The following is a 12,708-nucleotide window of genomic DNA, read 5'->3' as shown; positions in this document are numbered from 1 at the left end:
ACCCGGGAAGGGAGAGCAAGCAGACGACCCACCCGAACAGCCCATCGGAAGGAACACCCGCCATGACCGAGAACGTCTGGAACTACGGCGAGACGACCACCCGGCCGCACGGCATCGACCTCCGCGGCTTCAAGGTCGAGGCCACCGACGGCTCCATCGGCAAGGTCGACAAGCACTCGGACGAGGCGGGCTCCGCCTGGATCGTGGTCGACACCGGCGTGTGGATCTTCGGCAAGGAGGTCCTCCTGCCGGCCGGCACCGTCTCGCGCATCGACGCGGACGAGGAGAGGATCTATGTGAACCGGACGAAGGAGCAGATCAAGAACGCCCCCGAGTTCCACCGCGAGAAGCATCTCGACAACCCCGACTACCACGACGAACTGGCCGCCTACTACTACCTCCCGGGCACCCCGTTCGGCGGCCCCTTCTGACCCGGCACGAGGAGCAGAACGTGAACGAGCACGACAAGCACCCCGAACGCACCCCTCCCTCGAAGGCCGAGGGGGAGAGCGGCGACCGCAAGGCCCGCCAGGAAGCCGAGGACGCGGTCATGCCCGGCGGCCAGGACGGAGAGGCCGGCGACGCCCTCACCCCGAACACCGACGCCCAGCGCCGCACGGCCCGCCGCGACCGACGGCCCTGACCCACACGACGACGGCTCCCCGGTGGACATCGGGGAGCCGCGCGGGGATCCGGCGCCGACACGCCGCGTGTACGTACGGCTTCGCAGGGCACACGAGGTCCATGACCGTCCCCAAGACAAGCGTGCTCGTACTGGACTGCGCCGAGCCCGAAGCCCTGGCCCGCTTCTACGCCTCCCTGCTGGACGCCCGGACCGCCCCCGCCGAGGGCGACCCCGACCTCCTCCTCGTGGCCGGCCCCACGGGCACGGTGCTCGGCATCCGCCGGGACCCCGACCGCATACCGCCCAGTTGGCCGCTCCCCGAGGGCCCCGAACAGCCCCACCTGCGCATACTCGTCACGCCTGACGCGCTCGACGAGGCGGAACGCGAAGCCGTGGCCCTGGGAGCACGCCCGCTGACGGTGGAGTCGGACGCCACCGGCCCCGACGGCCGGACGACCCACCGCCGCTACGCCGACCCGGCGGGCCACGCCTTCGTCCTGGCGGCCACCGGCCCGACCCCGAACGGGGCACCGGCTCGGTAGCATGCGCCGCATGCCCATCAAACTCGAGAACGTCGGCATCGCCGTCCGCGATCTGGAAGCGGCGATCTCGTTCTTCACCGACCTCGGCCTGACGGTCATCGGCCGGGACACCGTCAGCGGCGAGTGGACGGACACCGCCGTCGGCCTCGACGGCAACCACGCCAAGATCGCGATGCTCCAGACCCCGGACGGCCAGGGCCGCCTCGAACTCTTCGAGTACATCCACCCCGAGGCGATCGAGACGCGGCCCACCCGCCCCCACGACATCGGCATGCACCGGGTCGCCTTCTCGGTCGACGACATCGACGAGGCCCTCGCGACAGCGGCCCGCCACGGCTGCCACCCGCTCCGCGGGGTGGCGACCTACGAGGACACCTACAAGCTCACGTACCTCCGCGGCCCCAGCGGCATCCTCGTGATGCTGGCCCAGGAACTCGGGAAGGACTGACCCCGGGGTAATCGGTTTGCCCGCAGGGTCGCTCGCCGGTGATCATCCAGGGAATCTCGCACCCGATCACCGGAGACACATGAGCACGGAACTGTCCAAGGCCTGGGAACTCCTCGAATCCGGCGACCCCCAGGAGGCCATGCGGACCCTGCGGCTCGCCGCCGACGGCCTCGCGTCCGCCGAGGTCGCCCCGCTGGTGGCCAGGCTGGCCGAAGGGGCCGGGTTCACGGACCTCGCCGAGGCCTCGGCAGACCTGGCGGCGCGCCCCGGGGAGGCCGAGGGCCTGTACCGGTTCGGCTACGCCTGTGTCGAGCGCGGGATCCCCGCGCTGGCCGTCCCCGCGCTGCGGGATGCCCTGCACCTGGCCCTGGCGCCCGCGCCCGAGCGCAAGGGCCTCTTCCGCCGCATGGCCAAGCCGCGCACCGGGACGCGCCTCGCGCCCCGGCGGGTGCTCCTCGAACTGGCGACGGCGCTGGAGGAGGTCGAGCGGCACGCCGAAGCCCTGGCGCTCCTGCGCGAACACGACTCCCTCATGGAGGACTGGCCGGACCGCTACCTGACGGTCTACAACGCCCTGATGGCCGGCCGGATCGACACCGCCCGGCAGGTCTTCGGCCGGCTGTCGGAGCCCGAGGGCGTCTGGGTCGAGCCCGGCCGACGCGTCGGCCGGATGCTCGACCGCGCCGCGGCCCTGCCCCCGACCGGCGACCAGGACCTGCGGGGCTGGCACCACGCCCTGACCGGCGGCCTGCTCCTCACCCTCTCCCCGCACGGCTTCGACCAGGGCATGACCGGCCGCTGGGCCTTCCTCCAGGACGACCTGGACTCCTGCCGGCACGGCCTGGAGCGCCTGCGCACGGTCCTGGCCGCCACCGGCCGCGAGCCCGCCTCCGTCGGCCTGCTGCCGGACCGCGGCAGCCGGGCGCTCGGCCTGGCGGCGGCCCGGATGCTCGGCGTCCCGGCCCACCCCTACCAGCCGGGCACCCCGGACGTACTGGTCGTCGCGTACGACCTGACCGCCTGCGATCCCGACGCGGTGCACGCGCTGACCGAACGGGCGCCGGGCGAGATCCTCTTCGAGCACGCCACCTGCTGGACCGAGACGCCCGGCGCGACGGCGGACGTCTGCACCCTGCTGGTCCAGAGCGTGACCGCACCCTGGGAGGCCGGCCTGCGGTTCTCCGAGGACGGCCGACCCGAGAGCACGGAGCCCGACGGCCGGTCGGCCGAGGAGCTGGCCGAGGCCATCCTGGCGGCGGACCCCGCCCCGCCGGAGGGCGACGGGCGGACCCCGGACGACCCGGACGCCGCACTGGCCGCGTTCGCGGCCCGCGCGGCCGGGCTGTGGGCGCAGGGCCCGCGCGACCGCATCCGTTCCTCGGGCCCGGTGCGCAGCGGCCGCTTCGACTGACGGGCGATCCGGGCTACTTGGGGCTACTTCGGGCTGACCGTCACCTTGTACGTGGTGCCCGCCGTGCCGCGGGCGTCCACGCTGACGGTCTGCCCGTGCCCGTCCCACCGGGCCCGCCCGCCCTCGACCGTGACCTGGTAGCCGGCCGGGTAGGTGTCCCGGGGCACGGTGATCAGGGTGGGCCCCTGGGTGTCGTCACGGGTGCGGAAGGCGAGGGTGTACGTCCGCGAGGCGGGGTCGTAGGCGAAGCCCAGCGGGTCACCGGCGACGGCCGGCGCGTACGGCTGGACGAGGAGCCGCGCGGCGGGCTTCACCGCGCCCGTCCCGTCGAGGAAGCAGTAGCCGCCGCCCTTGCACCACTGCCACCACGTCCAGCCGCTGGAGAAGCGGTCCATGGCGGCCGTCATGTCGGTGACGAACCGGCCCGCGTGCGGAACGTAGGGGTTGCCGCCCCACTCGCCGACGATCACCGGCATGCGGTTGCGGCTCGGATAGTCGCTGATCGCGGCCTCGTAGGCGGGGATGAAGGTGCCCTCGGGGTCGTAGTCGCCGCCGGTCTCCATCGAGGTCTCGTAGAAGTGCGGCGCGTACCCGGCGTGCGGGTCGTCGACGCGGCCCAGCCGGGTGGGGACGCCGAGACCGACGATCACGGTGGGCTCGACGAACACCCACGACCTGCGGTCGACCAGCCGGACCGCCCGCGCGAGCCGGTTCCACATCTCGGTGAGCTCGCCCGCCTCGAAACGGCCCGCGGCGGCGGGCAGGTCCTCACCTTCCAGGAACTTCGCGAACGGCTCGTTCATCAGGTCGTATCCGAGCAGCGCCGGGTGCCCGCCCAGGGCTGAGGCGACCGTCATCCACATGCGGGCGTGCGCGGCGCGCAGGTCGGCGTCCTTGTACAGGTGGTCGAAGGCGGCCTGCACGGACGGCTCGAAGTACTCTGAGAACCAGTCCTCCGGTATCGGCCGGAACGGCAGCCCGTCGTCGCGGGAGGCCCAGTCGGGAACGCCGCGGGAGCCGAAGTGCGGCCCGTACACGTCCTGGTGGGCGTCGAGGACGACCTTGACGTGGTACCGGTCGGCCCAGTCGAGGATCCGCCGCATCCTGCCGAGGTAACCGCGGTCGTAGTGCCCGGGGGTGGGCTCCAGGTCGTCCCAGAAGAACGCCAGGCGCGCCAGGTTGAAGCCGCGGGCGGCCATGTCCCTGAGGTCGCTCTCGTGGATGTCGGCGAACGCGTCGGCGCCCCGGCCGCTCTTGTCGGCGAGGTTGAAGCCGCGCCACTGCAGCGCGCGTCCGCGGTCGTCGGCGATGAAGGTACGGCCCCCGACCGTGACCCGGTCGGGGGCGCGACCGGACTCGGCCTGGGCCTGGGCGGGAAGGACACCGAACAGGAGGGCCGCCACGGCGAGCGCGACGGGGGCGAAACGGAAGGACCGGCGCATGCGGGAGAGCCTTTCGGAGGTGGCTTCTCGACGGAGTGCTACTGGCCGGACGGATGTTACTGACGAGTGGTCAAACTTCCCACCGCTTCAGCCCACTTGCCGGCCCGTGTCAGTCGACGAGGGCCTCCCCGGCCAGCAGCTCGGCCCGTACGAGTTCCAGGAGGCGGCCCGTCCAGTTGCGGCCCCGGCCCCCGTTGTCGCCCCAGAAGCCCGAGTCGGCGTCGTCGTACAGCACGGTCGCGTCCCCCGTGGCGAGCAGGACCGCCGCGAGGTCGGGGTGCTGCTCGAACTTGGCGCGCAGGAGACGGGCCATGACCGCCGTGCGGACCTGCTCCCAGCCCTCGCGCCGCGGGGCCTCGGCCGCGACGGCACGGGCCTTCGCGCCCGACTCCGCCGCCACGACCGCGGCCCGGGCCTCCGGTCCGGCGACGGACCGGGCCCAGTAGGCGTGCGCCACCGACGGGTAGGTGGCGTCACCAACGGTGATCGGGGCGGGGTAGTCGTTGCGCAGCCCCTGCTTGCCGGGGTCCTCGAGCGCCCGCTGCGGATACGAGTGGTAGATCTTGACGGCGGGGGCGAAGGACTCGGCCGGCCCGTCCGCAGGCACCCGTGCGGGAGCCTTCGCCCGCCACTCCTCGAGCTCCTCGAAGTAGGCCACGGCCGCGTCGTACTCCCGCTGCGAGACGACTGCTGCGGACTCGTCCGGGATCCGGCCGCCGGGCCCCGCCACCAGCACCTTCAGGGGGCGGTCCTTGCGGTCCATGTCGCCGAGCGCGTAGAGCCGCACGGTCTCGGGGATCTCCAGGTAGGCGGCCCGGGCGGCGGCCCGGTTCTCCTCCGTGCGGTCCGCCATGAAGACGTCCACCGCGGTGAGGCAGCGGGCGGTCGAGTCGGGGCGGCCGTTCAGCTCGTCGACGGTGTCGCGGACCTCGGCGAGCAGCAGGTCCGGCGTCAGCCGGCTGTCCGGTGTACCGAAGGTCCACGAGGCCAGGTGGTGCGCTGAGGCCCGCCCGCCCTCCGGGAGGCTGGTGGCCACCCACCCGCAGCGGAGCTTCTCCTCGAACTCCTCCAGGGTGACCAGCTCCCAGCAGTCGACGAGACCGTCGGCGTAGATGAAGAGGTCGGTGAGGAAGTAGGAGCCGCCGTTGCAGATGAACGCGTGCCGCCAGGTGCCGGGTATGCGGACGCCGTCCGCCGTGCGATGGGTGAGCCGATTGCCGATCATGCCGCGATGATGCCGGACGGCACCGGCGGACGGCACCTCGATCGCGCGTCGAGGACGCCGTGTGACCATGGAGTCCACTCCGGGGAGGTGAGGGACGGTGCGGAAAAGGGGCGCACGGTGGGCCGCGGGCGCGACGGCCGCGGTCTGCATGCTGCTGCTCCTGGGCTCCGCCGCCGCACCGGGCCGCAGCGCCGCCCTGGCCGGCCGGCAGGCCGTACCGGACCGGGTCGCCACGTGGAACATCTGCAACCCCTGCGGCGGGAGCGGGCGGAACTTCGGCCGGGCGAAGGAGATCGCCGCCGCCGCGCCGCAGGTCATCGGCCTGCAGGAGGCGTGCGTACGGGACGTCGAGGAGATCCGCGCCCACCTCCGGGAGGTCTACGGGCTGGTCTACCGGGTCGCGTACGGATCGGTCCTGCGGAACTGGAACCGCTGTGGCGGCCTGCCCTGGCGGCCGGGCGGCTTCGGCCAGGCGATCCTGTCGGCGGAGCCGATGACGGACCGGGTGAGCGTCGCCTACCCCGACGGCGGATCGGAGCACCGCGGCTACCTGGCCGTCACCACCCTGGTGGGCGGCCGGCCCGTCCGCGTCTTCGACACCCACCTCGCCGAGCGCCGCCAGCCGGCGGTGCGGGCGGCCCAGGTGAAGGTCCTCGCCGCGGAAGTCGCCCGCCACGACCGCGCGATCGTCCTCGGCGACTTCAACGCCGTCCCGACCGCCCCCGAACTCGCCCCGCTGTGGCCCCTCGCGTCAGACACCGACCCCGCCTGCCGCCCCTCGGCGCCGGACGCCGCCACCTGCACGACGACCACCGACTGGAACCTCAAGTTCGACTACGTCTTCCTCCGCGGCATCCCCCCACGCACCCACCTCGTCCGCCCCACCCCCCACTCGGACCACCACCTCCTCCAGACCGACCTGAACATCCGCTAGCGGCTGCCGCCGCGAAGCCCGAGGGCCCGGAGGGTCCACCGGTCCCTCCGGGCCAGAGTGCGGCTTGCTGCCCCCGGCCCCAGCGCGCCTTCGAGTGGGAACGCGTGGCCGAATGCGGCTCCGGGGTCGGGCGCGGCGTGCGCTGTGGGACCCCGAAGCCGTCATCGAGCCCTACCGCACCCGCCACCAGGAGCACTGGCACTCCTGACCGCCCGCAGGAAGGGGGCCGCTGCGGCCGTTCCCGCCGGCGCGGTGTCACCCCTCCGCCGGGGCGGAACCCCGGTGACGGGCGGTCAGCTGCCCCTGGGCGTAGGGGTCGGCCTCGGAGCTGTACGGGCCGCCGTGGCCGGCGAGGAGTTCGGTGATCCGGTACCACTCCGCCAGCGCCGCCCGCTGCGGCGGGTCGGCGTCGGCGACCTCGCCGACGCCGGCCCGGACGCGCTCCAGCGCGGCCACCGCCTGATGGTGGGTCATGCCCGTGGCCTCGCTCCGCACCCGGCTGCGGGCCTCGGCCTCGCCGGGCGACGGCTCGTGCGGCTCCAGTTCCGCCTCGACCACGGCCTCGGTCTCATCAAACACGGCAACCCCCTCCTCGGACACTCGAGGCCGCCCTTACCCCGAGGGCGGGCCCGCAATCCCCGAGGTCGTCATCCCTCCCGTCCCGGCTCAGGAGGACAGGGCGGCGGAGACCACCGAACGCGCCGCTTCCTGGACTTCGGCGAGGTGGGCGGAGCCCCGGAACGACTCCGCGTAGATCTTGTAGACGTCCTCGGTGCCCGAGGGGCGGGCCGCGAACCAGGCGTGCTCGGTGGTCACCTTGATCCCGCCGAACGCCGCCCCGTTGCCCGGTGCGCTGGTGAGTACGCCGGTCACCGGATCCCCGGCCAGGGTGTCCGCGGTGACCTGCTCCGGGGACAGCCGGCCCAGGACGGCCTTCTCCTCCCGGGTGGCCGGCGCGTCGATCCGGGCGTAGGCCGGCGCGCCGAACCGGTCGGTGAGCGCGGCGTACCGCTCGGACGGGCTCTGCCCGGTGACCGCGAGGATCTCGGAGGCGAGCAGGGCGAGGAGGATGCCGTCCTTGTCGGTGGTCCACACGGACCCGTCGCGCCGCAGGAAGGAGGCTCCCGCGGACTCCTCGCCGCCGAAGCCGATCGTCCCCCCGGCGAGGCCGTCGACGAACCACTTGAAGCCGACGGGGACCTCCACCAGGTCCCGGCCCAGGTCGGCGGCCACCCGGTCGATCATCCCCGAGGACACCAGGGTCTTGCCGATGCCCGCGGAGACCGGCCATCCGGCGCGGTGGCGGAAGAGGTAGTCGATGGCGGTGGCGAGGTAGTGGTTGGGGTTCATCAGCCCGCCGTCCGGGGTCACGATGCCGTGCCGGTCGGCGTCGGCGTCGTTGCCGGTCGTGACGTCGAACCGGCCCCGGTCCTCGACCAGCGAGGCCATGGCGTACGGGGACGAGCAGTCCATCCGGATCTTCCCGTCCCAGTCCAGGGTCATGAACCGCCAGGTGGGGTCGGTCTCCGGGTTGACCACGGTCAGGTCGAGGCGGTGCTCCTCGGCGATGCGGCCCCAGTAGGCGACCGACGCGCCGCCGAGCGGGTCGGCGCCGATGCGCACGCCGGCCGCGCGGACGGCGTCCAGGTCGAGCACGGAGGGCAGGTCGCCGACGTACGCCCCGAGGAAGTCGTACCGCCCGGTCGTCGGGGCCGCCAGGGCCCGCGCGTACGGCAGTCTCCGGACCTCCTTCGATCCGCCGGCGATGATCTCGTTGGCCCGGTCCTGGATCCAGCCGGTGGCGTCCGAACCGGCGGGGCCGCCGTGGGGCGGGTTGTACTTGAACCCGCCGTCGGCGGGCGGGTTGTGCGAGGGGGTGACGACCACCCCGTCGGCCAGGGCGCCGGTGCGGCCGCGGTTGTGGGTGAGGATGGCGTGGGAGACGGCGGGGGTGGGGGTGTAGCCGTCCGCCGTGTCGACGAGGACGTCCACGCCGTTGGCGGCGAACACCTCGAGCGCCGTCACCCGGGCGGGTTCGGACAGCGCGTGCGTGTCGGCCCCGAGGAACAGAGGCCCGTCCACGCCCTGCCGGGCCCGGTACTCGCAGATGGCCTGACTGGTGGCCGCGATGTGGTCCTCGTTGAACGCGGTGGCGAGGGACGACCCGCGGTGTCCCGAGGTGCCGAAGCTCACGCGCTGGGCCGGATCGGCGGGGTCCGGGTGCAGGGCGTAGTACGCCGTCACCAGCCGGGACACGTCGACGAGGTCCTCGGCCCGCGCCCGCTGCCCCGCTCGCTCGTTCGACATCCTTCGTTCCTCCGTATCGCCGCTCCGGTCCTCCTACCCCCACGGCCTACCCCGCGGCAGCCACTCCTATCAGCCCTTTTGGTCATCTTCATCCTTGTTCAGGCCAGTGTCGGCCAGGCCGCGGTCGTGCGGCGGCCCGATGTGGGTAGACGCCACCGGTCGAGGAAAGGAGCCCGGATCATGGACGACGGCACACGGCACGGAGCGGATTCTGCCGGCGGCATGGAGAAGAAGCGGCAGGCCCCCGGCATCGGACGGGAGGAGCAGACCAGCGCCCACCCCGGCCCGGACCCCGTCCACCCCGAGGCGAGCCGGCTCGTGGCGGGCAGGCCGCCGGAGGAGCTCCGGGACCGGCAGGAGAAGAACCGGGACCGCAGCCGGGAGGACAAGAGCCGGGAGGACGAGGGGGACTGAACGGGGTGAGGGCGCCGCTCATGACCGCCCCCGCCCCGGTCACGGTCGGAGGCGGGCCATACGTGGGGCAGGCCGTCGGGGACCCCGGGGAAGTGCCAGGAAGGCCTGCCCGGGTGCCGGACACCACGGACGGCGGCTGCCGCTCCCTCGGCCGGGCGGTCCACCCGGCCGAGGGAGCGGGGCCGGGCAGGATCGACGGCAGGTCCGGGGCCCGGGGGAGTCAGGTAGGCCGCGACCGCGAGCCGGGCGAACGCCGTCACCAGCGGGTTCGTGTCGCCGCGCTGCCAGGCCACCACCACCGGGTTCGCCGCCATCCCGGCGAGCGGCACCAGGACCAGCCCCTCGGGCGGGGCGTGCCCGAGCGGAGCCAGGCCCACGGTGCCGTTCCAGAGCACGGCCTGGAGGCACTCCTGCACCGCACGGACGACGGGCCCCTCGCGCTCCTCGCCCCCGCTCCAGTAGGCCTGCCACAGCGGATCGGTACCCGGCGGGCCGGAACCAGCGCCGGCCGGCCGGCTCCGCCGGCTCCAGACGGCCCCTCCCCGCCAGCGGGTCGTCCGCGCGCAGCAGCACCCCCACCGGATCGGCGCGCAGCTCACGTACCGTCAGACCGGTCCCGTCGAACGGCCCGCGGGTCAGCGCGACGTCGACGAGCCCGGCCCGCAGCCCGCACGTCGGATCGGCCGGATCGGTCTCGCGGACCCGGACCTCGACCCCCGGATGGCGCCGCCGGAACGCCGCGGCCAGCCGGTGGGCGCCCGGGTCGGTCCGATCGCTCAGCATGCCGACCGTGAGGGCCCCGGTGCCCGCCGCGGCCGCCACCCGAGCCCGCGCCCGCTCGACCCGTTCCAGCAGCGTGCGCGCCTCGTCCAGCAGCGCGGCCCCGGCCGGGGTGAGCGTCACACCGGCGGCCGAGCGGTCCAGCAGGACCGCCCCGACATCCGCCTCGAGCAGCTTGACCGCCCGGCTCAGCGGCGGCTGGCTCATGTGCAGCCGGGCGGCGGCCCGGCCGAAGTGGAGCTCCTCGGCGACGGCGACGAAATAGCGCAGCGTTCTCAGCTCCATGACCGGCAACGATACGCAGCCGGTATCGGTACCCCAGGCGGTATTGGACGGGCCCGGGGCCCCGGCGCTGGAATCGGAACATGACCGAACACGCACCCGCCGCGCACCCCGGAGCCGATCCCGCCGTGTCCGTGGTCCGCCCCGGCCAGGGACGTTCGCCCCCGGCCGGTACGCCCAGTACTTCCGCGACCTCGGCGGCATGCTCGCGGGCGGCCGCCCCCTGACCCCGGAGGCCAACACCACCGCCATGGCCCGCTACGCCACCCACCCCGCCACCGAGTTCCCCACCGCCCCGCCCACCTGACCCCCCGGCCGGCTCCGTCCGGTTCAGTGGGCCGCGACCCCGGTGTTCTGGCAGGCGGTCAGCAGCCAGCGCCCGTCGCCCTGCCGGGACATCACGTACAGCGGGGCGCCCTCGCTCTCCTCACCCGGGGACAGGTAGCGCTGGCGGACCTTGACCGCCGCGACGTCGGGACGGATGAAGAGGACGTGGACCACCTCGTAGGTGACCTTGCCGTCCCAGTCGGCCGAGGGCAGGACCCTGCGGGTGAACTCCGCGATCTCGGCGAGGCCTGTGAGGACCTTGCCGTGGGCCGTCGTCCAGATCGCCTCGGGGTGGAAGAGGGCCAGGAACTCCTCCGGGTCCTTGTGCTGCTGGGCGTGCTCGACGGTGGCCACGACCTGCTCGATGGCTTCGATGTCTGCGGCGTGCGCAGCGGATTCCGTGTTCATGCGCACCACGGTCCTCCCTCAACCAAGGTCGAGGTCAAGGGCCGAGCCGGCAGCTCGTCAGCGGGTCCTCGCCCGCGGAGGGGCGCGGGACCGTGTGGCCGGCCGGCGGCGGTACGCCGCGGTCGAGCCAGGTCTCCAGGGCGGCCAGCGCGGAGCGGTGGCAGGGGACGAGGGGACGGAGCCGGTCGGGGAAGGCGTCGGACAAGGAGTCGACGTGGGTGCCTCCCTCGATCCGGTAGTACCGCAGCAGACCGCCCCGGCCCGCCTCGGTGACCATCCGCGCGTAGACGTCGGAGTCCTGACCGATCGGCAGCAGGACGTCCAGCGTGCCGTGCAGCGTGATCAGGGGCTTGCCGATCCGGCCCGTCAGCGCGATCTTCGCCACCGCCTCGTGGACGCTCCGGGGCCGCAGGCGGTAGTCGTAGTCCGCGTCGCAGGCGGGGGTGCCCGGCGCGCAGAACGGCGTCCCCGCCTCCTGCGGGCCGTCATAGCCGGGGTCCAGCTCCTCGCGGTAGATCCGCTGGGTCAGGTCCCAGTAGTACTGGTGGTGGAAGGGCCACAGGAACTCCGAGCCGGCCGGGAAGCCCGCCGCGAGGAGCTCCTGGCGGGCCTGCTCCGCGCCGGCGCCCCCCGCGGCGTAGCGCGGGTAGGCGGCGAGGGCCGGCGGCAGGAAGGTGAGCAGGTGGGGCCCCTGCTCCCGCCAGAGGGTGCCCTCCCAGTCCACCCCGCCGTCGTACAGCTCGGGATGGTTCTCCAGCTGCCAGCGCACCAGGTAGCCGCCGTTGGACATACCGGTGGCGAGCGTGCGGGAGGGCGGCCGGCGGTAGCGCTGGGCGACGGCGGCGCGGGCCGCCCGGGTCAGCTGGGTGACCCGTTCGTTCCACTCGGCGATCGCGTCCCCGGGCGTCCGGCCGTCGCGGTGGAAGGCGGTGCCCGTGTTGCCCTTGTCGGTCGCCGCGAAGGCGTATCCGCGGGCCACGACCCAGTCGCCGATGGCCCGGTCGTTGGCGTACTGCTCGCGCACCCCGGGCGAGCCGGTGACGACCAGGCCGCCGTTCCAGTGGTCCGGCAGGCGGATCACGAACTGGGAGTCGTGGTTCCAGCCGTGATCGGTGTTGCCGGTCGAGGAGTCCGGGAAGTACCCGTCGACCTGTATTCCCGGTACGCCGCTCGGCACGCTCAGCCCGGCCGGAGTCAGCCCCGCCCAGTCGGCCGGGTCCGTGTGCCCCGTGGCGACGGTCCCGGCCGTGGTCAGCTCGTCCAGGCAGGCCCGAACCTGGAGTTCGGCGCCGGGCACCCGCAGCCGGGACATCCCGGCACAGTGCCCGTCCGCCGTGGCGGCCGCGCCGCGGTCCCCGGCGGCCGCGGGCCCTGCCGCGACGGTCACGAACGCGGCCGCCGCCGCGGCGGCCCTGCGCAGCGGTCCGGACAGGCGCACGGGAACCTCCTGCCCGCGCCCGCGCCCGGGCCCTCTCCGACGCATCGACATGGCGGCTCCCCCTACGGGTGGACACGGAAGGTGCCCGTAACCGTAGGACCCCCCGCACCACCGGAGAATGGTGC

General features: G+C 73.9%; 13 protein-coding genes and 1 pseudogene. 7 read left to right on the top strand and 7 right to left on the bottom strand.

The window, feature by feature from the left end:
• Positions 1-62 precede the first annotated feature (62 nt).
• The 5 genes from ACFY0O_RS20025 (at position 63) to ACFY0O_RS20005 (ending at position 3,026) form a co-directional block, all read left to right on the top strand.
• The gene (locus ACFY0O_RS20025; protein WP_358894832.1) at positions 63-431 is read left to right on the top strand and encodes a PRC-barrel domain-containing protein; all 369 of its coding nucleotides are present in this window, start codon (positions 63-65) and stop codon (positions 429-431) included.
• 20 nt (positions 432-451) lie between these two features.
• A complete protein-coding gene (locus ACFY0O_RS20020) occupies positions 452-643 on the top strand; it encodes a hypothetical protein (protein WP_388948106.1) in 192 nt (63 codons plus the stop codon).
• Positions 644-744: 101 nt separating this feature from the next.
• The gene (locus ACFY0O_RS20015) at positions 745-1,167 is read left to right on the top strand and encodes a VOC family protein (protein ID WP_388948105.1); all 423 of its coding nucleotides are present in this window, start codon (positions 745-747) and stop codon (positions 1,165-1,167) included.
• A 10-nt stretch (positions 1,168-1,177) separates the two neighbouring features.
• Positions 1,178-1,615, top strand: a complete 438-nt coding sequence (locus ACFY0O_RS20010) for a VOC family protein (protein WP_388948103.1) — start codon at positions 1,178-1,180, stop codon at positions 1,613-1,615.
• Between the two features lie 79 nt (positions 1,616-1,694).
• Positions 1,695-3,026, top strand: coding sequence for a hypothetical protein (locus ACFY0O_RS20005; RefSeq protein WP_388948101.1), 1,332 nt, complete (start codon positions 1,695-1,697; stop codon positions 3,024-3,026).
• A 23-nt stretch (positions 3,027-3,049) separates the two neighbouring features.
• On the opposite strand, the gene ACFY0O_RS20000 is transcribed toward ACFY0O_RS20005, so the two are convergent.
• Positions 3,050-4,468, bottom strand: a complete 1,419-nt coding sequence (locus ACFY0O_RS20000; RefSeq protein ID WP_388948099.1) for a cellulase family glycosylhydrolase — start codon at positions 4,466-4,468, stop codon at positions 3,050-3,052.
• A 109-nt stretch (positions 4,469-4,577) separates the two neighbouring features.
• Positions 4,578-5,693: an NADAR family protein gene (locus ACFY0O_RS19995; RefSeq protein WP_388948097.1), complete on the bottom strand. Its 1,116-nt coding sequence runs from the start codon at positions 5,691-5,693 to the stop codon at positions 4,578-4,580.
• Between the two features lie 148 nt (positions 5,694-5,841).
• Here ACFY0O_RS19995 and ACFY0O_RS19990 point away from each other — a divergent pair, with 148 nt between their 5' ends.
• The gene (locus ACFY0O_RS19990; RefSeq protein WP_388948233.1) at positions 5,842-6,627 is read left to right on the top strand and encodes an endonuclease/exonuclease/phosphatase family protein; all 786 of its coding nucleotides are present in this window, start codon (positions 5,842-5,844) and stop codon (positions 6,625-6,627) included.
• Between the two features lie 255 nt (positions 6,628-6,882).
• On the opposite strand, the gene ACFY0O_RS19985 is transcribed toward ACFY0O_RS19990, so the two are convergent.
• Both ACFY0O_RS19985 and pgm read right to left on the bottom strand, forming a co-directional pair.
• Positions 6,883-7,206 carry a hypothetical protein gene (locus ACFY0O_RS19985; RefSeq protein ID WP_388948095.1) on the bottom strand — a complete coding sequence of 108 codons (324 nt, stop codon included), beginning with the start codon at positions 7,204-7,206 and terminating at the stop codon, positions 6,883-6,885.
• Between the two features lie 87 nt (positions 7,207-7,293).
• On the bottom strand, positions 7,294-8,934 hold the full coding sequence (pgm, locus tag ACFY0O_RS19980) for a phosphoglucomutase (alpha-D-glucose-1,6-bisphosphate-dependent) (RefSeq protein ID WP_388948093.1): 1,641 nt from the start codon (positions 8,932-8,934) through the stop codon (positions 7,294-7,296).
• A 180-nt stretch (positions 8,935-9,114) separates the two neighbouring features.
• Between pgm and ACFY0O_RS19975 the strand changes: the two genes are divergently transcribed.
• Complete coding sequence (locus ACFY0O_RS19975) at positions 9,115-9,348, top strand: hypothetical protein (RefSeq protein WP_388948240.1); 234 nt, start codon at positions 9,115-9,117, stop codon at positions 9,346-9,348.
• Positions 9,349-9,572: 224 nt separating this feature from the next.
• Here ACFY0O_RS19975 and ACFY0O_RS19970 read toward each other — a convergent pair.
• From ACFY0O_RS19970 to ACFY0O_RS19960, 3 genes and pseudogenes are all read right to left on the bottom strand, one after another.
• Positions 9,573-10,413 (bottom strand): annotated as a pseudogene (locus ACFY0O_RS19970) (LysR family transcriptional regulator); the annotation flags it as partial.
• Between the two features lie 327 nt (positions 10,414-10,740).
• Complete coding sequence (locus ACFY0O_RS19965; protein WP_388948091.1) at positions 10,741-11,145, bottom strand: SgcJ/EcaC family oxidoreductase; 405 nt, start codon at positions 11,143-11,145, stop codon at positions 10,741-10,743.
• Positions 11,146-11,179: 34 nt separating this feature from the next.
• Positions 11,180-12,634 (bottom strand): 3-hydroxybutyrate oligomer hydrolase family protein, encoded by a 1,455-nt coding sequence (locus tag ACFY0O_RS19960; protein WP_388948089.1) that lies wholly within the window; start codon positions 12,632-12,634, stop codon positions 11,180-11,182.
• Positions 12,635-12,708: the final 74 nt, after the last annotated feature.

This window comes from Streptomyces sp. NPDC001594 (genome assembly GCF_042893675.1).
Classification (GTDB): domain Bacteria; phylum Actinomycetota; class Actinomycetes; order Streptomycetales; family Streptomycetaceae; genus Streptomyces.
The sequence above is the reverse complement of the archived record's forward strand: the minus strand, read 5'-3'. Positions and strand labels throughout refer to the sequence as shown.